The organism is Microvirga arsenatis (assembly GCF_009910705.1).
GTDB lineage: Bacteria > Pseudomonadota > Alphaproteobacteria > Rhizobiales > Beijerinckiaceae > Microvirga > Microvirga arsenatis.
The window spans coordinates 21,336-46,348 of record NZ_JAAAXJ010000021.1 but is presented as its reverse complement, the minus strand read 5'-3'; the positions used below and the strand labels follow the sequence as shown (position 1 = coordinate 46,348).

The 25,013-nt window shown below is 65.4% G+C and carries 27 protein-coding genes; 13 read left to right on the top strand and 14 right to left on the bottom strand.

Features of this window, described 5'->3' with window-relative positions; translation table 11 throughout:
• Positions 1-148: 148 nt before the first annotated feature.
• The 6 genes from GR303_RS21605 to GR303_RS21580 form a co-directional block, all read right to left on the bottom strand.
• Positions 149-754 (bottom strand): glutathione S-transferase family protein, encoded by a 606-nt coding sequence (locus GR303_RS21605; RefSeq protein WP_161725936.1) that lies wholly within the window; start codon positions 752-754, stop codon positions 149-151.
• Between the two features lie 68 nt (positions 755-822).
• Positions 823-1,671 (bottom strand): 23S rRNA (adenine(2030)-N(6))-methyltransferase RlmJ, encoded by an 849-nt coding sequence (locus GR303_RS21600; protein WP_161725934.1) that lies wholly within the window; start codon positions 1,669-1,671, stop codon positions 823-825.
• Between the two features lie 7 nt (positions 1,672-1,678).
• Positions 1,679-2,341 (bottom strand): ribonuclease T2, encoded by a 663-nt coding sequence (locus GR303_RS21595; protein ID WP_246205791.1) that lies wholly within the window; start codon positions 2,339-2,341, stop codon positions 1,679-1,681.
• On the bottom strand, positions 2,338-2,769 hold the full coding sequence (locus tag GR303_RS21590) for a hypothetical protein (RefSeq protein WP_161725932.1): 432 nt from the start codon (positions 2,767-2,769) through the stop codon (positions 2,338-2,340). The genes GR303_RS21595 and GR303_RS21590 overlap by 4 nt, the downstream gene beginning before the upstream one ends.
• Positions 2,770-2,848: 79 nt before the next feature.
• Complete coding sequence (locus GR303_RS21585; RefSeq protein ID WP_161725931.1) at positions 2,849-3,871, bottom strand: extensin-like domain-containing protein; 1,023 nt, start codon at positions 3,869-3,871, stop codon at positions 2,849-2,851.
• Positions 3,872-4,363: 492 nt separating this feature from the next.
• Positions 4,364-4,618: a hypothetical protein gene (locus tag GR303_RS21580; protein WP_161725929.1), complete on the bottom strand. Its 255-nt coding sequence runs from the start codon at positions 4,616-4,618 to the stop codon at positions 4,364-4,366.
• An 89-nt stretch (positions 4,619-4,707) separates the two neighbouring features.
• Between GR303_RS21580 and GR303_RS21575 the strand changes: the two genes are divergently transcribed.
• On the top strand, positions 4,708-5,277 hold the full coding sequence (locus GR303_RS21575) for a GNAT family N-acetyltransferase (RefSeq protein ID WP_210254035.1): 570 nt from the start codon (positions 4,708-4,710) through the stop codon (positions 5,275-5,277).
• Between the two features lie 4 nt (positions 5,278-5,281).
• Here GR303_RS21575 and GR303_RS21570 read toward each other — a convergent pair whose 3' ends face one another.
• From GR303_RS21570 to uvrC, 4 genes are all read right to left on the bottom strand, one after another.
• Positions 5,282-5,737, bottom strand: coding sequence for a molybdenum cofactor biosynthesis protein MoaE (locus tag GR303_RS21570; RefSeq protein WP_161725926.1), 456 nt, complete (start codon positions 5,735-5,737; stop codon positions 5,282-5,284).
• A 21-nt stretch (positions 5,738-5,758) separates the two neighbouring features.
• Complete coding sequence (moaD, locus tag GR303_RS21565) at positions 5,759-6,010, bottom strand: molybdopterin converting factor subunit 1 (RefSeq protein WP_161725925.1); 252 nt, start codon at positions 6,008-6,010, stop codon at positions 5,759-5,761.
• A 4-nt stretch (positions 6,011-6,014) separates the two neighbouring features.
• On the bottom strand, positions 6,015-6,611 hold the full coding sequence (gene pgsA, locus GR303_RS21560; RefSeq protein ID WP_161725923.1) for a CDP-diacylglycerol--glycerol-3-phosphate 3-phosphatidyltransferase: 597 nt from the start codon (positions 6,609-6,611) through the stop codon (positions 6,015-6,017).
• A gap of 97 nt (positions 6,612-6,708) precedes the next feature.
• Entirely contained in the window at positions 6,709-8,712 is a 2,004-nt protein-coding gene (uvrC, locus tag GR303_RS21555) for an excinuclease ABC subunit UvrC (RefSeq protein ID WP_161725921.1), read from the bottom strand.
• Positions 8,713-8,824: 112 nt separating this feature from the next.
• On the opposite strand from uvrC, the gene GR303_RS21550 reads away from it, so the two are divergent.
• The 3 genes from GR303_RS21550 to GR303_RS21540 all read left to right on the top strand — a co-directional run bounded on the left by GR303_RS21550 (position 8,825) and on the right by GR303_RS21540 (position 11,663).
• On the top strand, positions 8,825-9,985 hold the full coding sequence (locus GR303_RS21550; RefSeq protein WP_161725919.1) for a benzoate/H(+) symporter BenE family transporter: 1,161 nt from the start codon (positions 8,825-8,827) through the stop codon (positions 9,983-9,985).
• Between the two features lie 63 nt (positions 9,986-10,048).
• Positions 10,049-10,576 (top strand): hypothetical protein, encoded by a 528-nt coding sequence (locus tag GR303_RS21545; RefSeq protein WP_161725918.1) that lies wholly within the window; start codon positions 10,049-10,051, stop codon positions 10,574-10,576.
• A 154-nt stretch (positions 10,577-10,730) separates the two neighbouring features.
• Positions 10,731-11,663, top strand: coding sequence for a ribose-phosphate pyrophosphokinase (locus GR303_RS21540; protein WP_161725916.1), 933 nt, complete (start codon positions 10,731-10,733; stop codon positions 11,661-11,663).
• A gap of 13 nt (positions 11,664-11,676) precedes the next feature.
• Here GR303_RS21540 and GR303_RS21535 read toward each other — a convergent pair whose 3' ends face one another.
• Positions 11,677-12,579, bottom strand: a complete 903-nt coding sequence (locus tag GR303_RS21535) for a DMT family transporter (protein WP_161725915.1) — start codon at positions 12,577-12,579, stop codon at positions 11,677-11,679.
• Positions 12,580-12,707: 128 nt separating this feature from the next.
• Between GR303_RS21535 and GR303_RS21530 the strand changes: the two genes are divergently transcribed.
• The 6 genes from GR303_RS21530 to GR303_RS21505 all read left to right on the top strand — a co-directional run bounded on the left by GR303_RS21530 (position 12,708) and on the right by GR303_RS21505 (position 17,022).
• The gene (locus GR303_RS21530) at positions 12,708-13,247 is read left to right on the top strand and encodes a MarR family winged helix-turn-helix transcriptional regulator (protein WP_161725914.1); all 540 of its coding nucleotides are present in this window, start codon (positions 12,708-12,710) and stop codon (positions 13,245-13,247) included.
• Positions 13,248-13,348: 101 nt separating this feature from the next.
• Entirely contained in the window at positions 13,349-14,191 is an 843-nt protein-coding gene (locus GR303_RS21525; RefSeq protein WP_161725912.1) for an FkbM family methyltransferase, read from the top strand.
• A gap of 179 nt (positions 14,192-14,370) precedes the next feature.
• Positions 14,371-14,985 carry a 50S ribosomal protein L25/general stress protein Ctc gene (locus GR303_RS21520; RefSeq protein ID WP_161725911.1) on the top strand — a complete coding sequence of 205 codons (615 nt, stop codon included), beginning with the start codon at positions 14,371-14,373 and terminating at the stop codon, positions 14,983-14,985.
• 87 nt (positions 14,986-15,072) lie between these two features.
• A complete protein-coding gene (gene pth / locus GR303_RS21515) occupies positions 15,073-15,693 on the top strand; it encodes an aminoacyl-tRNA hydrolase (RefSeq protein WP_161725909.1) in 621 nt (206 codons plus the stop codon).
• 4 nt (positions 15,694-15,697) lie between these two features.
• Positions 15,698-16,795, top strand: coding sequence for a redox-regulated ATPase YchF (ychF, locus tag GR303_RS21510; RefSeq protein ID WP_161725908.1), 1,098 nt, complete (start codon positions 15,698-15,700; stop codon positions 16,793-16,795).
• 74 nt (positions 16,796-16,869) lie between these two features.
• Positions 16,870-17,022 carry a hypothetical protein gene (locus GR303_RS21505; RefSeq protein WP_161725906.1) on the top strand — a complete coding sequence of 51 codons (153 nt, stop codon included), beginning with the start codon at positions 16,870-16,872 and terminating at the stop codon, positions 17,020-17,022.
• Between the two features lie 6 nt (positions 17,023-17,028).
• Here GR303_RS21505 and GR303_RS21500 read toward each other — a convergent pair whose 3' ends face one another.
• Entirely contained in the window at positions 17,029-17,451 is a 423-nt protein-coding gene (locus GR303_RS21500; protein ID WP_161725904.1) for a group III truncated hemoglobin, read from the bottom strand.
• A 112-nt stretch (positions 17,452-17,563) separates the two neighbouring features.
• A complete protein-coding gene (locus GR303_RS21495) occupies positions 17,564-18,712 on the bottom strand; it encodes a hypothetical protein (RefSeq protein ID WP_246205789.1) in 1,149 nt (382 codons plus the stop codon).
• Between the two features lie 213 nt (positions 18,713-18,925).
• Between GR303_RS21495 and nfi the strand changes: the two genes are divergently transcribed.
• The 3 genes from nfi (at position 18,926) to GR303_RS21480 (ending at position 24,319) form a co-directional block, all read left to right on the top strand.
• The gene (gene nfi / locus GR303_RS21490) at positions 18,926-19,594 is read left to right on the top strand and encodes a deoxyribonuclease V (protein WP_161725902.1); all 669 of its coding nucleotides are present in this window, start codon (positions 18,926-18,928) and stop codon (positions 19,592-19,594) included.
• Between the two features lie 199 nt (positions 19,595-19,793).
• On the top strand, positions 19,794-23,159 hold the full coding sequence (locus GR303_RS21485; RefSeq protein WP_161725901.1) for a PQQ-dependent sugar dehydrogenase: 3,366 nt from the start codon (positions 19,794-19,796) through the stop codon (positions 23,157-23,159).
• A 143-nt stretch (positions 23,160-23,302) separates the two neighbouring features.
• Complete coding sequence (locus tag GR303_RS21480) at positions 23,303-24,319, top strand: MaoC family dehydratase (RefSeq protein ID WP_425487133.1); 1,017 nt, start codon at positions 23,303-23,305, stop codon at positions 24,317-24,319.
• A gap of 119 nt (positions 24,320-24,438) precedes the next feature.
• Here the strand turns inward: GR303_RS21480 and GR303_RS21475 are convergent, their stop codons facing one another.
• A complete protein-coding gene (locus tag GR303_RS21475) occupies positions 24,439-24,984 on the bottom strand; it encodes an adenine phosphoribosyltransferase (RefSeq protein ID WP_161725897.1) in 546 nt (181 codons plus the stop codon).
• Positions 24,985-25,013 lie beyond the last annotated feature (29 nt).

The following is a 25,013-nucleotide window of genomic DNA, read 5'->3' as shown; positions in this document are numbered from 1 at the left end:
GACAACGACGACGACTTCCCGGGCTTCGACGGCGAGACCGACTTCGGCGTCATCCGCGCCGGTCTGAACTTCCGCTTCGGCACCTACTAAGATCCGGCGCCGCAGCACAACACAACAAGGCCCGGGGCAACCCCCGGGCCTTTTCGTTTCACGCGGTGACCTTCGTCTTGGCGAAGGCCGGAACGCGGGCCTCGAAGTCGGCAAGCCACGCCACGAGCCTCGGATGGCTCTCGCGCCACCGGCCGCCGAAACGCAGGTCGAGATAGCCGAGTGCGCAGGCAAGCGCGATCCTGCCGATATGCAGATCCTCTCCGGGGGTCGAGAGATGGGCCTCCGCATGGGCGAGGCCGCGACGCACCTTGTCGGCCTGGTGGTCGACCCATTTCGGCTCGCGCCTGTCTTCCGCACGGAAGCGGCCCTCGTAGACCTGCAGCAGCGCCGCATCCATGATGCCGTCACACAGGGCCTGGTCGCGCAGGGCGGAGAAGCGCCCGGCGCCGTTCGGGATGATGCGCCCTCCCCCAGCCAGATGATCGAGATACTCCACGATGACCCGGGAATCGTAGAGCACCTCGCCGCCTTCCAGGATCAGCGCCGGGATCTTGCCGAGCGGGTTCTGCTGGCGAATGGAATCCTCGGGGTTCAGGGTATCCGCATCCACCACCTGGATCCGGTCCGAGAGGCCGAGGATCGCGGCGGAGAGCTTCACCTTCCGGCCGAAGGGCGATGCGGGCGAGGAGCGAAGAACGAGCATGGAAGAGAACCCCTGATGAAGAGAAGGACAGGAGTCATGACCGTTCGAGGCGCCCGCCGCAATCGGTTTTAAGCAGGGGGGCCGAAGGCCTCGCAGCGATAGGCGCCGTAGCCGCTGCGGGACAGGCGCTCGGCAAGGGCCGGCAGCAGCAGTTCCGCCTCATCCTTCAGGATCCAGGGCGGATTGAGGACGAAGAGCCCGCTGCCATTGAGTCGCGCGGAGTCGCGTGGATCGTCCACATAGAGTTCCAGCCGCAGGCCCGCGCGCGGGCTCTCCCGGTGCAGGCGATCGAACAGGGCATCGACGGGCCGCGCATCCTTGATCGGGTACCAGCCCGCATAGACGCCGGTGGACCACTTTCTCAGGGCGGCGAGCGTCTCGGTGCCGAGCCGCTCCAACTCGTTGGGCTGCTCATAGGGAGGGTCGATCAGCATGAGGCCGCGCTTCTCCTTCGGCGGGATCAGGGCATGCAGGGCCGTCCAGCCGTCGAGATGCATCACCTTCAGGTTCGAGACCTCGTTGAAGGCCTCGCTCAGCACCGCATGATCGGCCGGGTGCAGTTCCACGAACACGCCCCGGTCCTGGCGCCGCAGCAGCTCGCGCACGATGCCGGGCGAGCCGGGATAGATGGTCTGCCCGTGCCGGGCGCGGACATCGGCGATCACCTTGCGGTAGGGCGCGAGAATGTCCTCCACCTCGGGAGCGAAAGGCTCGTCCAAGCGCCCGACGCCCTCGACCCACTCGCCGGTCCGTCCGGCCTCGTCGCCCGAAAGGTCATAGAGCCCGATGCCGGCATGGGTGTCGATGACCCGCAGCGGGGTGTCCTTGCGCTGCAGATAGGTAAGGATCCGCACCAGCAGCGCGTGCTTCATGACATCGGCGAAATTGCCGGCGTGGAAGGCATGGCGGTAATTCATGTCCGTCCTATCGGGGCGCGGGAACCGTGATTGCGCCCGCGCGGCAGCCGTCGCGGTCGACCTCGGGACACGAGCGGAAGCCGCGCAGATCCCTGGTCAGGCAGATGCGCACCTCCTGGAGGATGCGCCGTCCGCAGGAAACCGCAATCATGTCGGGGCGCAAGCCTGGATTGACGTCGATGAAGGCGCGCTCGATCTCGCTCGGCAGCACCTGCGAGCGGCTGTCCAGGCCCTTGAAGCCGTCCGGGATCCGGACGAGCTCGCGGGCCCGCCGCACGGCCTGGAAGTAGCCGCTCGGGGACTCGCCCGTGCAGGTTCCATGCTTGCGCCACTGATAGCGGGCGAGATTGTCGTCCGGGAAGAGTCCCTTGGCGTCCGCCATGGCCGCTTGCGGCACGAAGCGGCCGCTGGGCTCGCAGAAGCTGGGATAGCCCTGCTCGTATTGCGGCCAGAGGCCGTGGGTCACGAAGCCGAGCCCGCTGCCGCTGTCGCATTGCGGGCTGCGGCTGCCGCTGTTCTCGCAGAAGCCCGGCGACCAGGAGAGGGCCAGCACATGGAAGTCGAACTGCCCCATGGGGGCGCCCCTCGCCTCCCGCGGCCCGGGAGCCGCCATGGCGGAAAGCGAGAGAAGACAGGCACCCGCGGCGGCAAGGCACCGGCGCAGGATCAAGGGGCGGCCTGCTTGCAATGGGGAGCGAAGGAATAATGGCGGTCGAAGCCGTCGACGCAGGCTTCCGTATTCCAGCCGATGCCGATGAAGCCGAGATCCTCGCGGATCGAGAAATTGATCCTGCGCTTCAGGCCGTCCGACACGACCACCGTGCCCGTGCAGTAGCGGCGGGGGATGTAGTCGAGCCCCCAGGGGCGCCAGGCCACCTGCCGCACCTGCTCGAAGGCGACGATCTGCAGGTTGGAGTTCCAGAACTTGTATTCCTTGCTCTGGAAATTCACGCTGATGTCGTGGAGCACGGACGGGTCGGCGCAGGCCGGCAGGGTGGCGTCGAAGGGTTCCTCGCGCCGCTCCGCGGGCGTGATCTCACGGGCGAGGACGGGGCCGCTCAACAGCATCAAGGAGATGAAAGCCGCCAGCCACTTCATTCGGGGTGCTCCAACAGATCTTCGGTTGTCCTCCGACCATGTGGGCGAAGCCCACGGAGGTCAAGGCTGCGCCTGCGGTTTAATAGAGGGCGTGTCTGTTCAGCACCATCGGCTCCCCGGCGGGACGCTGCAGGGGTCTGGGCGGAGCATAGGTCTGCTCCACGGGGCGGCCGGTGGGAGGAAGCGGCGGATAGGGCTGTACGGGCTGCCCTCTGGGCGACGCGGCATTCGCCCCCGGCAGGTCGGGAGAATAGCCGGAGGAGAAGCGCTGCACGGGGGCGGCCAAGGCGGGAGCCGGAGGCGGCGCGGGGGGAATATAGGCTTGGCCCTCCGCCACATCCTGCTCCAGGTCGACGGGAGCAATCTCGCCCGAGGCAGCGGCGCTCTGGAGCACCTCCCGGCTGCGCTCGGGATCGATCCGGGGCGTAAACTTCAGGATCGGCTTGCAGATGCGCCGTTCGCCCCTCGGATCGTGCCGCGCAAGGTCGAGATGGAAGTGATCGTAGTGGAAGGCGTCGGAGCCCGGACCGAGAACCGTCGTGAAATACCGGCAGGCGCCGACGAAAACCTCGCGCAGGAAGTCCTGCTGGGCGGGATCCCTGCTCCGCCAGCCGTCGACGACCGAGATCTCCCGGCCGTCGGCCAGGGCGAATCCCATGATGTCGATGGCATTCCCGAAGGAGTGCTCGGACAGCTTCGCGCCCATCTGGTTGTTGCGGGGCCTGCAGGAATAGGATCCGGCCTTCAGGTCGGCGAGAGGAACGCCGAAATACATTTCCGCGGCCGGCCTCACGATCTCGTTGAGCCAGGTGTCGATGCTCGGGATGATCGGGCAGGCGAGCGTCACCCTGGATTTCAGGCCGACGGCGCCGTTGTTGAAGGCGGATACCTTGAAGGGATAGTCCATGCCGCAGACGCCCGGCCCGTCGATCTTGTTGCCCAGGGCCATGTAGGCAGAAGGCTGCACGAGGCGCTGGGACAGGCAGGCTTCCTCAGCCTGCGCGCGCCAGGGCTCGCGCTGCTCGAACCGGAACAGGCCGCAACCGGTAAGCCCAAGGCCGACAAGCGATAGGGCAACAAACGCAACTAACCCACGACGCATGGCCCGAACCCTAGAGCGGGGCCGTAAACATCCCGTCAACGGCAGGAAAGGCTCAGCCGCGTGGGCGATTCGGGGTCGGGAGCCCCTTTCACGGCACATTTCACCGAAAAAGAGGAGTGCGACAGTATGGAGCAGGAACTTATTTCGACGAAGGTCTTATGCGGATCCAGCCTTGGAAAAACAAGACGTTAACCATTTGTTAACCATTTCTCGAGCCGCTCCGGAACCGCTCTATCTCTTTCGAAGTGCTTCTCAGGCCCTCGCAGGTTTGATACCTTCCTATCCGTTCAGAGAGGGGTATTAACCCCTTCACGCGGAAAGGGGCACCCGATGAATATGACATCGAACCTGGACTGGACGTCCAAGCTCAACATCGCCGCCGTCTGCGTCTCCTCCTCCTTCATTCTCGCCATCGTCGCCGGCCTCCTCTGAGGCTCCGTCGACCCAATCGGCTCCAGAGTTTCGACGCCGCCGCATTCCGGCGGCGTTTTTTCATGCATCCGGGCACGCCGTTTCCGTGATGCTCCAGGACATCACGTTGATCTCCATCTGGCACTGGGCGAGCCGCGGGCCTTGGGCGGTCCTGAGGCAGACCTTCTCGCCGGGCGCGAAGATGCGCCCCTGGGCCCGGCAGTAGCAGTCGAGCGGGTTGTGATCGGGAGCCTGAACGGTTTGAGGCACCGCAGGCCTCTCGTGGGCGACGGCGGGAGAGAGCATGAGGAGCCCAAGAACGACAGCGCTGCGCATGGAGCATCTCCGCTTGTCATCGGCTCGCCATGCTCCGCCTTCTGCGGCATAAGGTCAAGGAACTCGCCTCAAGCCGCCCCTTCCCTTCCATGACTGAGCCCTCCGAAAACCTCATGATCCGCCGCGGATCCGTCTCCGACAGCGCCGCCATCGGGCGGATCCTCGCCGGTGGCTGGCGGCAGGCCTATGCCGGCTTCATGCCCGAGGCGGAACTCGGTCCCCGAACCGATCCGGACTACCGGCGAGCGGAGGTCGAGGCATGGCTCTCGTCCGATTTCGATGGGGAACGGGAACTGCTGCTGGTCGCCGAGGAGGCCCGCAGCGTGGCAGGCTTCCTCGCCGCGCGTTTGGGAGACCGCAACGACGTGGGCGCTGCGTCCCAGATCACGCTGCTCTATGTCTCGCCCGAACGGCAGGGACGCGGGATTGGCCAGCGGCTCCTTCTCGAGGCGGCGGAATGGCTGAAGGAGACGGCGCCGGGCCCGGTTGCCATAGGTGCCTTCGAGCAGAACCCGTACCGTTCTTTCTACGACGCGATCGGCGGCACCATCGCCAAGCGGGTTCTCGTGAAGGTCGATGCCCGGGAGTGGCCGGTGGTCGTCTATCTCTGGCCCTCCCCGGAGGCGCTGCGGGACGGAATTCGGGCGAAAGGAGCGTGATGTTTCAGCCCCACCGCTGGGTAGCGCGGTCATCAGCCTCCTTGGCCTCGACCCAGGCTCCGACCGTGCCGTCCTTGAGGTGCTCGCGCTTCCAGAACGGCGCCCGGGTCTTGAGGTAATCCATGAGGAAGGATGCGGCTTCGAAGGCCGCCTGCCGGTGGGCGCTTGCGGCCAGCACCAGCACGATCTCCTCGCCGGGCGCGATCCTGCCGAAGCGGTGGATGACGGTCAGGCCGAGCAGCGGCCAGCGGCTCTCCGCCTGGGCGGCGATGCGGCCGATCTCGGCTTCGGCCATGCCGGGATAGTGCTCCAGTTCGAGGGCGGCCAGCCGTCCGTCCTCGTCCCGGCACAGGCCGGTGAAGGCGACGACCGCGCCGATGTCCCCCCTCCCCTTTGTCAGGAGCCCCGTCTCGGCGGCGGCGTCGAAGGGCTCGGCCTGGATGCGGATCGTGCGTGCCATGGCGATGCGGCCCCGGCGGGGCTACCCCCCCGTCATCGGCGGGAAGAAGGCGATCTCCCGCGCTCCCGCGATGGAGGCCTCAGGCTTTACATGGGTATGGTCGACGGCGGCGCGCACGATGCCCTCGTTCTCGAAGGCGTATTGATATTCCTCCCCCCGGCTCTTGAGCCAGCGCACCAGGTCGGCAACGGTGCCGATGCCATCCGGCACATCGACCTGCTCCTCCGCTTTGCCGATGCGCTCCCGCACCCATGCGAAGTAGACGATTTTCATGGGCTCAGCCCTCGTCCATGAGGTGGTGGATGCCGTTCTTGAAGTAGTCCCAGCCGGTATAGATCGTCAGGAGCGCGGCGATCCAGAGCAGGACGATGCCGATCAGGGTGTTGTTGGGCAGCACCGTCTCGCCGGCCGGCCCCGCGATGAGGAAGCCCAGCGCCACAAGCTGGAGGGTGGTCTTCCACTTGGCGACCCGGCTCACCGGCACGCTCACCTTCAGCTCGGCCAGGAACTCGCGCAGGCCCGAGACCAGGATCTCGCGGCACAGGATCACGATGGCCGCCCACAGCGCCCAGCCGTGGATCGTGCCGTCGGCCACCAGCATGAGCAGGCAGGCGGCCACCAGCAGCTTGTCGGCGATGGGATCGAGCATGCGCCCGAGCGCCGATTGCTGGGCGAAGGTGCGCGCCACGTAGCCGTCGAGGTAGTCGGTGATGGCGGCCAGCGCGAAGACGATCAGCGCGGCCCAGCGCGACCAGTGGTCCTCCGGCCAGAACAGCAGGCCGACCACGGCGGGAACCGCCGCAAGCCGACCATAGGTCAGCAGGTTGGCCAGGTTGAAGGCCTTCGAGCGGCTGAAGGAGGGAGCAGTCTTCATATCAAGCGCAGGAAGCATGACGACAGACGATCCGTCAATCGCAGAGGCTCGGAATTACCGAAGGTCACCGGGACGTGATCCCCCATCGATTGCCGGACTATCCCCGCTCATGGAAGAAGTCGTAGACGGCCCGGGCCGTTGCGGCATTCACGCCGGGCGCCTTCATCAGGTCCTCCAAGGCGGCGCGCTGGATCGCCTTGACGGTGCCGAAATGGTGCAGGAGCGCCCGCTTGCGCGTCGGGCCGATGCCGGGGATCTCGTCGAGGGGGTTCTTCACCAGCTCGCGCTTGCGCTTGGCTCGATGCGCGCCGATGGCGAAGCGGTGAGCCTCGTCGCGCAGCCGCTGGACGAAGTAGAGCGCCGGGTCCCGCGGCGGCATCTTGAACGGCGGCTGGCCCGGCTTGAAGAAGGTCTCGCGGCCTGCATCGCGGTCGCGCCCCTTGGCGATGCCGATGAGGGCCACGTCGTCCTCGCTCACCCCAACCTCGGCCAGCGCCTGGCGCGCGGCCTCGAGCTGCCCCTTGCCGCCGTCGATGAGCACCAGATCCGGCCAGGCGGGAAACGCGTCGTCGCCGCTCTCGCCGTCGGCGGAGGAGCCCTTCGGCTCCTCCTTCACGAGACGGGCGAAGCGGCGCTGCAGCATCTCCTTCATCATGCCGTAGTCGTCGCCGGGCTTCAGCTCCTCCGACTTCATGTTGAAGGTGCGGTAGTGCTGCTTCATGAAGCCGTTGGCGCCCGCCACCACCATGGCGCCGACCGCATTGGTGCCCATGATGTGAGAGTTGTCGTAGACCTCCACCCGCTTGGGCACCTTCGGCAGGCCGAAGGCTTGGGCGAGGGAGACGAGAAGCTTCTGCTGCGACGAGGTGTCGGCGAGCCGCCGGCCGAGCGCCTCGCGGGCGTTGCGCAGGGCATAATCGATGAGCTGGCGCCGCTCGCCGCGCTGGGGCGCGTGGATCTCCACCTTGGTCTCGGTCCGGGTCGAGAGCGCCGCGGCCATGAGCTCCGCGTCCTCGATCTCGTGCGAGAGCAGGATGAGGCGTGGCGCGGGCTTGTCGTCGTAGAACTGCGCGAGGAAGGCGCCGAGCACCTCGTCCGGGCTCATGGACTTGTCGGCCTTCGGGAAATAGGCGCGGTTGCCCCAATTCTGCCAGTTGCGGAAGAAGAACACCTCGACGCAGAACTGCCCCGCCTGCTCGTCGAGGGCGAACACGTCCGCCTCCTCCACCGACTGGGTGTTGATCCCCTGCACGCCCTGGATGGCCGAGAGCGCCGCCAGGCGGTCGCGGCAGCGCGCGGCACGCTCGAATTCGAGCTCCTCCGCCGCCTTCTGCATCTCCTCGGTGATGCGCTGCTTCACGGCATTGGACTTGCCCGACAGGAATGCCCGCGCCTCGGCGACCAGCTCGGCATATTCGTCGTGCGGGATCTCGTTGGTGCAGGGTCCCGAGCAGCGCTTGATCTGAAACAGCAGGCAGGGCCGCGTGCGGTTCTCGTAGTAGCTGTCGTTGCAGGAGCGCAGGAGGAAGGCGCGCTGGAGCGCGTTGATGGTGCGGTTCACCGCCCAGACGCTGGCGAAGGGCCCGTAGTAGTCGCCCTTGCGCTTTCTCGCGCCGCGATGCTTCACGAGCTGCGGCGCCTCGTGGTCGGCGGTGAGCAGGATATAGGGCAGCGACTTGTCGTCCCGCAGCAGCACGTTGTAGCGGGGCTTCAGCTGCTTGATGAGGTTGGCCTCGAGCAGCAGCGCCTCGGTTTCCGTCGCCGTGGTGACGAACTCCATCGAGGCGGTTTCGGCAATCATGCGGGCGATGCGATTCGAATGCGCCTGACCCCGTGCATAGGAGCCCACCCGGTTCTTCAGGCTCTTGGCCTTGCCGACGTAAAGAACGTCGCCCTTGGCGTCGAGCATGCGATAGACGCCAGGCGCGTTGGGGAGGGTCGTCCAGAAATGCCGGATGACCTCGGTGCCCCGCTGGACGGAGCCCGGATTGGCCTCCAGGTCGAACTCGATATCGGACCCGGCCTCGACCGCGACGGCCTCATCCTCATCCCCGTTGTCCAGGATATCCGGCGGGACGTCGTTGTACGTATTGCGACTCATGGGAGAGATTTAAGGGCTCGGGAGTCGCGAGGAAAGTGCCGCCGGCGAACTGGCGCAGCCCCGTCGTTCGGTTTAAACCGCCAAGCTCGCGGAAAGGAAGCGGAGCATCGGGATGCGCCTGTCGATCGTCACGTCAGCCGTCGTTGCGGCCCTGGTGGGGTTCGGCAGCACGATTGCGATCATCATCGCCGCGGCGCAGGCCGTGGGGGCCGATCCGGCACAGACCTCCTCCTGGGTCGCAGCCCTGTGCCTGGCCATGGCCGCGACCAGCGGGCCGTTGAGCGTCCGCTACAGGATGCCGGTCATCACGGCCTGGTCCACGCCCGGCGCGGCCCTGGTCGCGGCATCGACGGACCTCTCCATCCATGCGGCGGTCGGCGCCTTCCTGCTGGCTGGCGCGCTGATCGTGCTCGCGGCCTTCATCAAGCCCTTCGGTCGCCTGATCGAGCGCATCCCCACCGCCATCGCGGCGGCCATGCTGGCCGGGGTGCTGCTGCAGTTCGTGGTCGGAGTGTTCCAGAGCGCCCAGGGAGCGCCTGGCCTCGTCCTGCCCCTCGTCGCCCTCTTCCTCGTGGTGCGGCTGTTCAACCCGGCGCTCGCCGTGCTGGCCGTGCTGTTCGTGGGCCTCGGCCTTGCGTTCGGGAGCGGCATGGCCCGGCCGCTGACGTCGGGCCTGACCCTTTCCTCCCTCACCTTCATCGCGCCCTCCTTCGAGCCTGCGGCGCTGATCGGGCTCGGGCTTCCCCTGTTCCTGGTGACCATGGCCTCCCAGAACCTGCCGGGCTTTGCCGTGCTCAAGGCCTCCGGCTACCAGCCGCCCTCCCGCCCGATCCTCGCCGGAACGGGCCTTGCCTCGATCGTCACCGCCTTCTTCGGCGCCCATACGAGCAACCTGGCCGCCATCTCGGCGGCCATCTGCACCGGCCCCGACACCCATCCCGACCCGTCGAAGCGCTGGATGGTCGGACCGTTCTACTCCCTGAGCTACCTGGCCTTCGCCGCCTTCAGCGCGGCGCTCATAGGCCTCATCGCGGCGCTTCCGCCGGAGCTCATCAAGACGGTGGCTGGGCTCGCCCTGATCGGCTCCTTCGCAGGGGCCCTGGGCTCCTCCCTCTCCGAGGACGCCAAACGCTTCCCGGCCGTGGTGACCTTTGCCGTCACCGCCTCGGGCCTCACCCTGTTCGGCATCGGCTCGGCCTTCTGGGGGCTCGTGGCGGGGCTGACGGCCCTCGGCCTCGACGAGGCGGCCCACCGGCTGCGCCGGCGCGCCTGATCTGGACGAAGCCCTCCGTTAAGCTTAAGACTTCGTTACGAAGAACAAGAACCGGGGGCTTTCATGGCCAGGATGACGCTTGCAGGACGGCTCGCTGTGATCGCGCTGACGGCGGCGCTGGCGGCCTGCCAGACGGCATTCACGGCCTCACCCGAGGGGGTTCCGGTGGCCCTGGAGAGCATCGACGGCGCACCCGTCCCGATCCGCACGGCGCTCGCCGACGAGCTCGCGACCGCCGCCACCGACCGCAAGGTCGACCTCGTGGGCGCCAATGCCGAGGCGCGCTACCGGGTCCGGGGCTATCTCTCGACCTCGACCGAGGATGGAGAGACCAAGGTAGCCTATGTCTGGGACGTGTTCGACGCGCAGAAGCGCCGGGCCAAGCGCCTGGAAGGCTCCAGCCCCGTCGCCGCGCCTTCCGTCGCCGCTCTCGACAAGGAGGCGCTCTCCAAGCTGGCCAAGGCCAGCATGGACGAGATCGCCGAGTTCCTTGCGAAGGCCAAGTCGGAAGCGCCCGACAACCCCATCCAGACCGCGGAAGCCTCGCCCGACGCCGCCCTGGACGAGGAGAGCCAGGTTGCGATGCAGTGATTGCATGGCAACAACACGCCTCCGAGGCCATCAAAGTCCGTGACGTGTATTGTGACGGTTTCGTATCGCTGCTAAGAGCCTTGCGCCCGGCCGCGCAGGGATCAAGGCGTTGCGCAGCGGGCGTCATCGGTCACACGAAGCCAAAGTTGCTTTCATGAAGCTCGTTGCGGGAAACTCCAATCGTCCGCTGGCGGAGGCCATCTCCGCCTATCTCAATGTCCCCCTGGCCAGGGCCCAGGTCAGGCGCTTTGCGGACATGGAGGTGTTCGTCGAGATCCAGGAGAACGTGCGCGGCGAGGATGTGTTCGTCATCCAGTCGACCTCGTTCCCCACCAACGACCATCTGATGGAGCTCCTGATCATCACGGATGCGCTGCGCAGGGCCTCCGCCCGCCGCATCACGGCCGTGATCCCCTATTTCGGCTATGCCCGGCAGGACCGGAAATCCGCCGCCCGCACGCCGATTTCGGCCAAGCTGGTCGCCAACCTGATCGCCCATGCGGGCGTCGACCGCGTGCTGACGCTGGATCTCCACGCCGGCCAGATCCAGGGCTTCTTCGACATCCCGACCGACAATCTCTTCGCCGCGCCCATCCTGGCGCGCGACATCAAGGAGCACCTTGACGGCGGCAACCGCATGGTGGTCTCGCCGGACGTGGGCGGCGTGGTGCGCGCCCGTGCGCTCGCCAAGCGCATCGACGCCCAGCTCGCCATCGTCGACAAGCGCCGCGAGCGCCCCGGCGAGTCCGAGGTGATGAACATCATCGGCGACGTCTCCGGCCGCTCCTGCATCCTGGTCGACGACATCGTCGATTCCGGCGGCACCCTGGTGAATGCCGCCGATGCTCTCCTGGCCAATGGGGCAAAGGAGGTTTACGCCTACATCACTCACGGGGTGCTCTCCGGCGGCGCGGTGGCCCGCATCGCCAGCTCGCGCCTGAAGGCGCTCGTGATCACCGATTCCATCATGCCGACCGAGGCGGTGAAGGCGGCTCACAACATCCGCGTCATCTCCATCGCCTCCCTCATGGGCGAGGCCATCGGCCGTACGGCGACGGAAAGCTCTGTTTCGAGCCTGTTCGACTGATCGCTGCTGCAGCTCAAGCATCCTGCCGGCGATTGGCCAGGATGCCTCCGGCCATGATGCAGGCGAGTCCCATAAGGGACAAGACCGTCAGCACGTCTCCGAACAGGAGAGCTGCGAGCAGCACCCCGAAGCCGGTGCCCCAATAGCCGATCTGGCTGAACACCACCGGACCTGCGATCTGCTGCAGGCGGAAGTTCATCAGCTGGGACAGGGCGGACATCGCTCCGATTCCGACGATCCACGAGAGTATGGCCGGATCCCCGAAGCGCCAGTCCTGCGGCGCCTCGAAGGCAGGCGCAATTACAGCCACCATGAGGCCTGAGCTGAACGACGCACCGCAGGAGAAGGCGAGTGCGGATGTTCCCTTGGGCCACCACGCGGAGCGGATGATATTGCCCGTCGCCGCACAGACAGGGATCACGAGGCCGAGCGCCACCCAGACCGGCTTCCCGACATCGATCTGCAGGATCTGCTGCTGAACGAGCGCGATCATTCCTGCAAATCCGATCACGATTCCGACGAAGCGGCGCAGGAACATGCCCTCGACGCCGAGCAGCGCCGCGAGAGTCATGGTGAGCAACGGCGACAGGCAATAGACGATCGAGGTGTAGGCAGGCCCCACCCGCTCGACGACGAAATAGGACAGCACGGTCGGAACCGCGAAGCTGACGAGACCGAGAATCCCGTAAAGGGCCAGGTGCTCGGGTGCCGTCGGGATCCTCTGCCGGCTGGCGGCGAGCCAGGGCAGGAGGCACAGGCCTGCAATGAGGTTGCCGAAGACGCCGAGCTGGAAAGGCTGGATGCCAGCCGACAGGGCAGCCTTGGACATCATGATCCGGCTGGCGAAGAGAAAGCCGCACAGGCCCAGGAGGACAAGGGTGGAGTCGGTGGCTCTGAGAACACGTGCGGCGGTCATGGCGAGCCTCCGAGAGGAGCGGCGAAAAACAGCGTCGGGAGCGGATGGCCCGGTTCAGCCGCTGACAACCATTGCATCGGCCGGGCAGTCATTTATCTTGATGTAAAGATAAGTGTGGGATTACCTCGATGTCAAGACAAACTGCCGATGATGGGCTCCCGTCAGCTCGGGATGGAATCGACGAGCGCCAGGCTCAGTGGCGAGCCGAACTCCCCGACGTGGATACCCGCGGCATGGCGATCCTGGGCCGCGCACGCTGGATCACCCTGGCTGCGCGCCCGCCCATCGAGGCCGTTCTCAAGGCTTATGACCTCGACAGCGGCGAGGCGGATGTTCTCTTCACGCTCCTCCGCTCCGGCCCGCCCTATCGCTTACGCCCTACAGAGCTGTTTCGGTCCTTGATGATCTCGTCGGGCGGGCTGACCGACCGCCTGAATCGTCTTGCCAAGGCGGGGCTGATCCGGCGTGTGGAAGCGGAAGGGGACGGCCGCAGCCTCCCTGTCGAGCTGACCGAGGAAGGTCGCCGACGCGCTCGGGAGGCCTTTCGAGAGGACATGGCCGTCGAGGCAGCGATGCTGCGGGGGCTGACGGAGGAGGAGCAGGTTCAACTGGCGGCCCTCCTGAGGAAGCTCACGCTGACGATCCCAACGGCGGACCGTCGGGACTGACCGCCGGCCGACGCTGCCTTTCACAAACCGCAAGAGCGATCCAGGCCACGAACCGTGTTATGATACAACGCATGCGAGAATGGTGATCGAAAGGCTTGGGCATGAGGTCGGTTTCCAGCGCGGTCGCCTTCGATGCGCTGTTTCTCTATCCATCCGCGGACCGGACCATCGGGCCCTGCCTGGCGCAGGCGGGTGAATTCGCCCGTGCGGAGGTCGACTTCCTCCGGGACCATCTTCCCCCCGGAAGCGCCTTCTGCGATGTCGGCGCCAATATCGGCACCGTTTCGATCCCGCTCGCCCGCTCGGTGCAGGGGCTGTCGGTCTTCAGTTTCGAGCCGCAGCTGCCGATCTACCGGCTCCTCATGAGAAACATCGCCCTCAACGGAGTGATGTCGGTCGAGGCTTTTCCCTGGGCTCTCGGCGAGGCGGACGGGCTGGTCGAATTCGCCATGCCGGCCATGGACATGCCCGTGAACTTCGGGGCCGTCGGCCGGGACAGCCTCCAGGGCGAGAAGACGCCCGTGGTCATGCGCCGGCTGGATTCGCTTGCTCTTCCTCCTCTGGCGATGATCAAGATCGATGTGGAGGGATACGATCTCGAGGTGGTGGGGGGAGCCCGGGAGACCATCGCACGGGACCGGCCTGTCCTGTTCTGCGAAGCCCATCCCTCGCCGAAGACGGCGGAGCTCATTTCCCTTCTTGGACGATGGGATTATGAACTCTACTGGTTCTTTGCCCCCTTTGTCTCGGCCGGATCGGCACCTCAGCCCAAGGGATCGGGCAGGATCGTGGGCGATGCCAACATCGCGGCCTTTCCGAAGCCCCTTGCGCCCCGGTGGCCCCTCCCCCGCATCAGGGCCCCTCGGGAGGATTGGCGCTCGCGGGCCGGCGAATTCACCTACCTTGAGCGTTACGGCTACAAACGACAGCCCTTGACGCCTTGAAAACTCAGCCTCGATCGGCCTCTCCGCCGGAGATTGTCAACGGGCCGGTTTTCCCCTATAAGCCGCCTCGCGCCCGCTCGACACCCTTGGAGGCACGGGCGCAGACCTCATGGCCGCCGTTAGGTTTCAAAGACCTTGGCGGCCATCGGTTTTTCAATCTCATTCAAAGGACCACGACCATGAGCGAAGTAAAGCAAATCAAGGCCGTGGCGCGCGACCGGGCCGGCAAGGGGGCCGCCCGGGCCGTTCGTCGCCAAGGCCAAGTTCCCGCCGTCATCTACGGAGCCGGCCAGCCGGCCCAGGCGATCGCCCTCGACTTCAACCAGATCAGGCAGCTGATCTTCGCCGGTCACTTCCTGACTACGATCTTCGAGATCGACGTGGACGGACAGACGGTCCGCGCCATTCCGCGCGACTACCAGCTCGACCCCGTGCGGGACTTCCCCCTCCATGTCGACTTCCTGCGCCTTTCGCAGGGCCAGGCGATCAAGGTCGTGGTTCCGGTGCACGTGATCGGCCAGGAGAAGAGCCCCGGCGTGAAGCGCGGCGGCGCCCTCCAGATCGTGGAGCACTCGGTGGAGCTGCTCGTTCCGTCCGATTCCATTCCGGACTTCATCGAGGTCTCGGTCGAGGGTCTGAACATCGGCGATTCCGTCCACCTCAACGACATCAAGCTGCCGAACGGCGCCAAGGCGACCTCCACGGAGAATGCCACCCTCGTCACCGTCGTGGCCCCGACCGGCCTGAAGGAAGAAGAGGCGGCTCCGGCTGCCGAGGGCACCGCTGCGGCCTAAGGGCCCTGATCGGGCGTTCGAGCCCATCGATCGGCTTCGACGCTCCGACCGCAAGGCCGGAGCGTTTCTTATGAGCAGGACCAAGCGATGCGCCTCTTCGTCGGGCTCGGCAATCCCGGATCCCGCTATGCCCGGAACCGCCACAACATCGGCTTCATGGTCGTGGACGAGATCGCCCGCGCGCACAATGCCGGCCCCTGGCGCAAGCGCTTCCATGCGGAAGCCGCGGATGCGGTGATCGGCGGCGAGAAGGTGCTGCTGCTCAAGCCGCAGACCTACATGAACCTGTCCGGCCAGGCGGTGGGAGAAGCGCAGAACTTCTTCAAGATCCCGCTGCACGACGTGACGGTCTTCTACGACGAGCTCGACCTGCCGCCGGCCAAGCTGCGCGTGAAGATCGGCGGCGGCAACGCCGGCCATAACGGCCTGCGCTCGATCTCGGCCCATTGCGGCAACGATTACCGCCGCGTGCGGCTCGGCATCGGCCATCCAGGCCACAAGGCACTGGTGCAAAACCATGTGCTGGGCGACTTCGCCAAGAGCGAAGAGGCCTGGGTCGAGGACCTGTGCCGCATCATCGCGGACAACGCCGCCCTTCTCGCCAAGGGCGAGGACGGCAGCTTTCAGAACAAGGTCCACCTCGCCCTGGAGGCGAGAGGCTGGACGGACGTGAAGCGGCCCGGAGAAAAGGCCACAACAAAGGAGTGAGGCCATGGGCTTCAAGATGGGCATCGTCGGCCTGCCGAATGTCGGCAAGTCCACCCTCTTCAACGCATTGACGCAGACAGCCGCGGCGCAGGCCGCGAACTACCCGTTCTGCACCATCGAGCCGAACGTGGGCGACGTGGCGGTGCCGGACAGCCGCCTCGACCAGCTCGCCGCCATCGCCAGCTCGGCCCAGATCATCCCGACCCGCCTCACCTTCGTGGACATCGCCGGGCTCGTGCGCGGCGCCTCCAAGGGCGAGGGCCTCGGCAACCAGTTCCTGGCCAATATCCGTGAGGTCGACGCGATCGCCCATGTGGTGCGCTGCTTCGAGGACACCGACATCACCCATGTCGAGGGCAAGATCGACCCCATCGCCGACATCGAGACCATCGAGACCGAGCTGATGCTGGCCGATCTCGACAGCCTCGAGAAGCGCGTCACCGCGCTCGAGAAGAAGGCCAAGGGCAACGACAAGGAAGCCAAGGAGACGCTGGATCTCGTCAACCGGACGCTGCCCCTGTTGCGCGAGGGCAAGCCCGCCCGCATGGTGGAGCGCAAGGCAGAGGAGGAGCGCCTGTTCCAGATGCTGGGCCTCCTCTCCTCCAAGCCCGTTCTCTACGTGTGCAACGTGGAGGAGGCTTCCGCCGACAAGGGCAACGCGTTCTCGGCCAGGGTCTTCGAGCGCGCGAAGGAAGAAGGCGCCAAGGCCGTCGTGGTCTCCGCCAAGATCGAGAGCGAGATCGCGGTTCTGCCCCCCGACGAGCAGAAGGAATATCTCGAAGCCGTGGGCCTCGAGGAGCCCGGTCTCAACCGCGTGATCCGCGCCGGCTACGAGCTGCTCGGCCTCATCACCTATTTCACCGTCGGCCCCAAGGAGGCCCGCGCCTGGACCATCACCAGGGGCACCAAGGCTCCCGGCGCCGCCGGCGTGATCCATACGGACTTCGAAAAGGGCTTCATCCGGGCCGAGACGATCGCTTACGCGGATTACGTCTCGCTCAAGGGCGAGGCCGGCGCGCGCGATGCGGGCAAGCTGCGGCTCGAAGGCAAGGAATACGTGGTGCAGGACGGGGACGTCATGCATTTCCGGTTCAATACCTGACGGAATCCTGAACGCTCGTTTTTTCGTCCGTTCAGGGCCGTTCTGCGACAAAGCCTGCATGGAGGTTGTCACCCATGCAGGCTTTCTTCGAGAACTTCATTTCCCCTGGCCTCGGCAATGCCGAATTCTTCGTCGGCGTGCTCGTGGCCTGCGGCTTCCTCATGATCGGCATCTCGTCCCTGCTGCCGAAGAGGGGCGAAGACGGGCTCGAATGGTGGGAGCGCTAGAAATTCCTATGGCAGCCGCAGCGCCTTCGGTCCGATCCCGAGGCCGATCTGCAGGCTTTCCGCGATCCGCTGCGCGCGATCCACGAAGAAGGCCGCCGCGTCAGGCTCGCAGAGTTCGCGGGCCGTCTGCTCGAACAGCGCCAGCCAGCGGGCGAACAGCTCGGGCGTGAGGCTCATGCCCATGTGGGCCGCCTGGGGCTTGCCCTGGTAGCGGCCCGTCCTCAGCGCGACCGAGGACCAGAAATCCACCATCAAGGCCAAATGCTTGCTCCAGCGACCCGAGAGGGCCTTCTGGAAGATGGGGCCGAGCTCCGGGTCGCGGATCACCCGGTCATAGAAGGTTTCCACCAACCTGCGGATCAGCTCCTCCGTCACGCCCTCGGCCGGGCTGGCGATCGGAATGCTGCGGCCTGTGGCAGACTGCGCCAAAGCGGATCTCCTCAAACACCGAACGGGACGGAGGCATGATGCTCCATCCCGTTCGATCATTCCTTGCGGAAGATCAAGCCGAGCCGCTCATGACGACCGGGCTTGAGCTCGGTCAGTGATGGCTGTGGTTTTCAGGCTTGGCCTGGGGCCCGTGCGGGTATTCCCTGCTGTGGGAATGGGTCGACAGTTCGGTCTGCTGACCGGTGTCGTACCCGGCGCTGTAGAACACGCCGTGCAGTCCCCAATACCCGCTCACCAGCACCACGAGGGCAACCGCAAGACCCGCGGGCACCGAAGCCAGGCTGCCGAAGCGTGGCAGGGCATTCGGCATTGTCACGGCAACCGCCTTGGCCTCGCGGCAGGGATTGGCGGCGACCAGGAAGAGAGCCGCCATGATCAGCGCATGACCGACGAGGTCGATGCGGCCGAACGGGTAGACCGCGGTGAAGAAGATCGCGAGCAAAGCCACGGCCGAGAGGCGACGCACCAGCGGGGTCCACAGCAGGCCGAAGCCCATGGTGAATTCGGCGACGCCGGCCATCGGGATGAACACGTCACGCGGCATGCCGAAGGTCAGGAAGGGCTTCTCCTCCACGAGCGGATAGAACCAGTCCGGATAGGCGAACTTCTCCAGGCTCGACCACATGAGCGCGATCGCAATGCCCCAGCGCAGGACCAGGAACCGGCGGGCGCGCCACTTCCCGTCATGGGACGAGGCCATCACCAGATAGGCCGCGACCGCAACGCCGAGCGCCAGATAGTCGAGCAGGTGAAACAGGTCGTACTCACGCAGAGCCACCACCCAGAGGGTGATGATGCCGGCCGCCGCAATCGGCATGGTCCGGCGCGAGAACACGCACATGGCGATCAGCAGCTGCGCCCAGGAGATCACCTCGTAATCCGTCTTGAGATCGGGGGTGAGATAAACCCCGCCGACGGCGAAGATCGCCACGAAGAAGCCGCCGATGGAGACGCGCATGAAATCGTCCGCCCGGCTCCAGAGCGGCGCGCTGACGCGATCAAGTCCCGACTGGATGCCCCGGCCGACGAATGTGCGCTCGACCACGAGCGTGGCGAGGAAGAAGGCCAGCACCAGGCCGATGCCGGTCCAGAACCAGACATTGGTCAGCGTTGCGGAAACAGGCTGCGGGGCGGCGTCGACGATGTAGGGTGCAAACCACTTCACATGGGCTTGGGCCGGCAGCGCCCAGAGGCCGGCGCCGAAGGCCGCAAGGCTGGCCGTGGCCGATACGCGAGACATGACATCCTCGTTTTTGACTTATCTCTAGGATGGAGAGGGATGTACACCCGTCGACCTAAGGACAAAATTCAGACAATGCCCCTAAGGGATATTGCGTAGACGGCTCATAGGCTTGGCCATAGCATCCCCCCGCTCCGGCCACGCGCCTTGGAACCGGGAGGGATCGATCCCGAACCTTGAGCGTTGAGCCCTTGTCCTCTTCGATCCCAGGTCATGAAGCTTCGCCATCGCCACGACTGGAACCTCTCCCCGTCCGAGGCCATCGCCCTGCAGCAGGAGCTGCGCCGCGAGGTCGTCTCCGACCGCCCCATCGATCTCGACCGGATCGAGCTGGTGGCCGGGGTCGACGTGAGCGTGAAGAACGAGCAGTCGCAGGCGGCCATCGTGGTGGTGACCTATCCGGGCTTCCTGCCGGTGGAGACCGTGCTGGCGCAGCGCCCGACGCCGTTTCCCTACGTCCCGGGCCTTCTCAGCTTCCGCGAGGGACCGGTGCTCGAGGAGGCCTTCGGGAAGCTCAAATCCGAGCCGGACGTGTTTCTCTTCGACGGCATGGGCATCGCGCACCCCCGCCGGATCGGGATCGCGAGCCATATGGGCCTGTGGCTCGAGCGCCCCACCATCGGCTGCGGCAAGACCCTTTTGTGCGGGCGCTACAGGGATCTGGCCGAGGAGAAGGGCTCCGCCGCGCCTCTGATCGACCGCAAGGAAACCATCGGCGTGGCGCTTCGCACCCGCACGGCCAAGAACCCCATGTTCATCTCCCCCGGCCACCTCGCCGACATCCCCACCGCCGCCGAGCTCGTCCTGCGCTGCTGCCTGAAATACCGCCTGCCGGAACCGATCCGCATGGCCCACAACGCGGCGGGGGATTTCTCGCCCTGAGTGCTGCCGATTGCCGCAGAATGGGGCTTTCCTGAGGTCCCGTCTGGGTTTGCGAGCCTCCGAAGCTGCCGCCATAGCAGTTGAAGAGCCGAAAAGTGACGCTCCGTCAGGAATCCTCTCCGTTCAGAGAGTTGCCGCCGCCAAGCCCCTCGGTGAGAGATGGAGGAAAGTAACATTCTTCAATGCGGGGCAACTTATTATGGCGACCTATCCTGGCACCTCTGGTTCCGACACCATCACCGGCTCCAACGACGCCGATACGATCTACGGCTACAATCCGCAGGGTGGAGGCGGCGGCTTTACGATCCAGACAACCACCGTCGCAACCGGGATCGATAAGCCAACCTACATTGCCGGCGATCCCGCGAACGCTGATCGGCTCTACATCCTCGAGAAGACCGGCTCCCTCAAAATGATGAGCCTCAGCCAGGGGCCCTCCTCGATGACCACAGTTCTAGATCTCACAGCTCAGATTAGTACTGTTGGCGAGCGAGGTCTGACCGGCTTTGCGTTTCATCCCCAATTTGGACAGGGTGACAACCGCAAGGTTTACCTGACTATGTCCAATCAACAGGGCAAGACGGAGCTTCGGGAGTATTCCCTCGACAACAATGGCGTGGTCGTCCCTTCAAGCATGAAGCTCGTGCTGAAGGTCAACGACTACACCGAAGGGTCCGTTTTTCACCGCGCCGGCTGGATCGGATTCGGACCGGACGGCTTGCTATACATGACAACAGGCGATGGCGAGGTCCTTGCTTCTGCACAGGATCCCCAAGATTTGCGGGGCAAGGTCCTGCGGCTCAAGGTCGACGGCGGGGATTCCTACCAAGACGACCCCGACAAGAACTTCGAAATCCCGGAAGGCAACCCCACTCAGTTTGCCGGAGTGCCAGGCACATTCGCCAAGAGCGAGGTCTATGCCATCGGCTTTCGCAACCCTTGGCGCGCCAGTTTCGATTCCGAGGGGCGCATGTTCATCGGTGACGTTGGCCAAGAGCAGTATGAGGAGATCAACCTCCTTGCAACAGGAGCTAGTATTCAAGTCGGCGCCAATTACGGATGGGGCCACAGCGGTCCCACCGATGACGGCCCCGAGCCCGAAGGCCCCAATAATCCCTACACGAACCCAATCGATTACTATGCTAACATTCGGCACCCAACCGCTCCTGAAGAAGAGCGGCTCGGCGCTTCTGTCACCGGCGGCTATGTCTACAATGGACCCGTGGAGGCATTGAAGGGCCGCTACATTTTCGCCGATTTCGGGTCAGGCAGGTTCTTTACCCTTTCTGAGAATGAGGAGGGCAATTGGCAACGGACGGAGGTGACAAACCTCATCCTTGGAACTGTCACGGGTCGCATAGAAGGCATCACGTCCTTCGGCATGGACGCCCAAGGCAATCTATACGTTGCTGATTTAGGTTCTTTCCAGACTCCCAGTACCGGAGTCATCTATCGCCTCACGCCGCAGGCCGTTGTGACGGACACGGGTGACGTCCTGAATGGTGCCGCCGGCAACGACACGCTCCATGGCGGCGCCGGCAACGACACCCTCCATGGCGGAGACGACGACGACCAGCTCTTCGGCGAGGCCGATGCCGACGAACTCTATGGCGATGCCGGCGCAGACACCCTGGACGGCGGCGCAGGCGATGACATGCTCTACGGCGGCGCAGGCGATGACACCTACATCCTCAATAACGGAGACACAATTCTAGAATTTGCGGATGAAGGCATCGACATCGTTCTATCAAAGCTGGGCAACTATACTCTTGGAAGTAATCTGGAGAACCTCACGCTGCTTGATGAGGCCTTCGTCGGCATTGGCAACAATCTCGACAACCATATCATCGGCAACAGCGGAACCAATATCCTATATGGCGATGATGGGGCGGACACGCTCAACGGCGGGAATGGCAATGACCTTCTGAATGGCGGAGCCGGTCACGACACATATATCGTCAACGGTAATGGGGATGAAATTATCGAGGAGGAAGATGGCGGCACTGACACGGTTCAGTCATCGGCCACCTACTCGCTCGTGTATCTCGAGTTCATCGAGCGCCTGACCCTGACGGGCACCGCAGCCATCGACGGCACAGGAAACGGGCTCGACAACGAGATCGTCGGCAACGATGCGGCCAATATCCTCGACGGTGCAGGCGGCAAGGACGCGTTCAGCGGCGGCGGCGGCGACGACACCTACTACGTCGACAGCGAGGACGACAGCATCGTCGAAGCGAACGGCAAGGGCACGGACACGATCATCGTCAGTGGCATCGCCTACACGCTCGCCGACGGCGTTCATGTCGAGAACATCAAAGCCCATACGGAAAATGACTTTGGTGATCTGACCGGCAATGGCTTCGCCAACATCTTCCGCGGCAACAAGGGAGCCAACCTGATCGACGGCCGCGGGGGCAACGATACGGTGGTGCTGACCGGAAAGTGGGCCGACTACGAGATCACGGACAATAAGAACGGCTCGTTCACCCTTGAGGACAAGCGGCAGAATGGCGACGGCACCGACACGATCAGGAACGTGGAGATCTTCCAGTTCGCCGACGGTGCGGTCAGCGCGGAGAACCTGCTCAACCCGGTTCCTACCGAGATCAGCCTCGGCAAGGGCGAGGACGCGGTGGCTGAGAACACCAAGAATGAAGTCGTGTTCGGGACGTTCGCCGTCACGGACAATGATGGCGACACGCACCGCTTCGAACTCACCGACAATGCCGGCGGCCGCTTCGCTGTCGACCCCTTGACCGGCAAGCTCAGGGTGGTCGATGGCGTCAGGCTCGACTTCGAGCAGGCAGCCCAGCACAACATCACGGTGAAGGTGACCGATGCTGCCGGCACGGGGGCATCCATCACGCGTACCTTCACCATCAAGGTGCAGGATGTCCTGAACGAGAATGCCAGCGGCAGCACCCGCTCGGACGTGATCCTGGGCGGCGTCGGCGGCGACACCCTCTCGGGCGGCGCCGGCGACGACACGCTCAGCGCGGGTGCGGGCGACAACCAGCTGAACGGCGATGACGGCAATGATCGGCTGATCGGCGAAGCAGGCAACGACATCTTCTCGGGCGGCGCCGGCGACGACACGCTTGATGCCGGAGCAGGGAACGACCGGGTGAGCGGCGATGCGGGCAACGACTCCCTTACAGGCGGCGCCGGCAATGACGTGTTCGGCGGCGGCGACGGCAACGACCGGCTCGTGGGCGGCCTGGGCAAGGACACGTTCACCGGCGGCAAGGGTCGCGACGTGTTCGTGTTCGACGACAAGGAGACGGGCTCGTCCAAGGCGAAGGCGGATTACATCACCGACTTCAAGGGGCGGGAGGGCGACAAGATCGACCTGCGGGCGGTGGACGCCAACACGAAGAAGAGCGGCGACCAGAACTTCAGCTTCATCGGCACGAAGGCCTTCAGCAAGGAGGGCCAGGTGCGCTACGAGAAGGCGAAGGGCACCACCTATGTCTACCTCAACACCGACAGCGACAAGGCTGCCGAGGCCGTGATCAAGCTCAAGGGCGCCATGGACCTCAGCAAGGGCTGGTTCGTGCTCTGACCATTCGGGCAGAGACACATCCAGGGGACGGGCATTGCCCGTCCCCTTTTCGTTCCTCGGACATGCGAGCGACGGACCAGGCCTGCAATGACAGGCCTCCCCGTCGGAATTCCGTTATGCTAGGGCAGGCCCCAACAGGGGACTTGCCCATGCACGCTTTCGAAGATCTGCCTCCCGGCTTCGCCCGGACGCTCGGCCCGCTCCATGTGACGAAGGAGGACATCCTGGCCTTCGCGCGGGAATACGACCCGCAGCCCTTCCACGTGGACGAGGTCGCCGCCAAGGACAGCTTCATCGGCACCCTCATCGCCTCGGGCTGGCACAGCTGCAGCCTCAACATGCGCCTCGTGGCCGACGGGCTGATCCTGGACTCGACCTCCATGGGATCGCCGGGCATCGAGGAGGTGAAGTGGGTGAGGCCCGTGAGGCCCGGGGACACCCTGCGCTCGCACATGAAGGTGCTGGAGAGCCGCATCTCCAAGAGCCGCCCCTCCCTCGGCCTCGTGCGGTTCCATTTCGACATGGTCAACCAGGCCGACGAGACCGTGCTGACCCAGACCAACTGGGTGATGTTCGCCACCCGCGATGCAGAGCCCTTCTCGGGCGAGGGCCGCAACGTCCTTGCCGCCGTCGCGGATTCCCTGCCCGGAGACCATCCCCAGCGGGAACTCCCGCCGATCTCCGCCAATCCCTTTTTCGAGGACCTCGTCATCGGCGAGACGGAGGAGCTCGGCTCCTACACCTTCCTGCCCGACGACATCATCCGCTTCGCCCGGCAGTTCGATCCGCAGCGCTTCCACGTGGACGCGGAGGCGGCGAGGCACAGCCTCTTCGGCGCGCTCTGCGCCTCGGGCTGGCACACGGCGAGCGTCTGGATGAAGCGGATGGTGGGCCACCGCGACCGCATCCGCGCCTATGCGCTCGCCCACGGCCAGAGGCCGGCCCGGCTCGGCCCCTCCCCCGGTTTCTCCAACCTGAAATGGCTCAAGCCCGTCTATGCGGGCGACACGATCACCTACCGCTCGACCGTGACCGCCAAGCGCCCCTCCGCCTCCCGCCCCGGCTGGGGCCTGGTGTTCCACCACAACACCGGCACCAACCAGCACGGCGAGGAGGTTTTCGCCTTCGACGGCATGGTGTTCTGGGAAAGGCGGGGGTGAGCTGGTCGCGCTCCGCTGTCATTCCCGGCCGGAGCATCAGCGGAGGGGAAGGGAATCCATCGCGCGCCTGATGCGGATCCCCTTCCCGGCCCAGGGCCGCCGGGGATGACGCCGTGGAGCTAATGCCCCTCGAAGCTCACGAGGCTGCGCACCTCGACGCCGAGATCGCGCAGCTTCCGGGCGCCGCCGAGATCGGGCAGGTCGATGATGAAGCAGGCGGCCACGATGTTGGCGCCCATCTGGCGCAGGAGCTGGGTGGCGGCCACCGCCGTGCCGCCGGTGGCGATGAGGTCGTCCACGAGGATCACCCGCTCGTCCTGGCCGATGGCGTCGGTATGGATCTCCATCTCGTCGACCCCGTATTCCAGCGAATAGGCGATCCGCACGGTCTCGTGGGGCAGCTTGCCCTTCTTGCGGATGGGCACGAAGCCGGCCGAGAGCTGGTGCGCCACCGCCCCGCCGAGGATGAACCCGCGCGCCTCGATGCCCGCCACCTTGTCGACCCGCCCGCCCGCGAAGGGATGGACGAGTTCGTCCACGGAGCGCCGGAAGGCCCGCGCATCGCCCAGCAGGGTCGTGATGTCCCGGAAGACGATGCCCGGCTTCGGGTAGTCCGGGATCGAGCGGATCGCGGCCTTCAGGTCGGTGAGGAGACGCTGGTCCATGGAAGAGCCTATAGTTAGATCTGTTGATC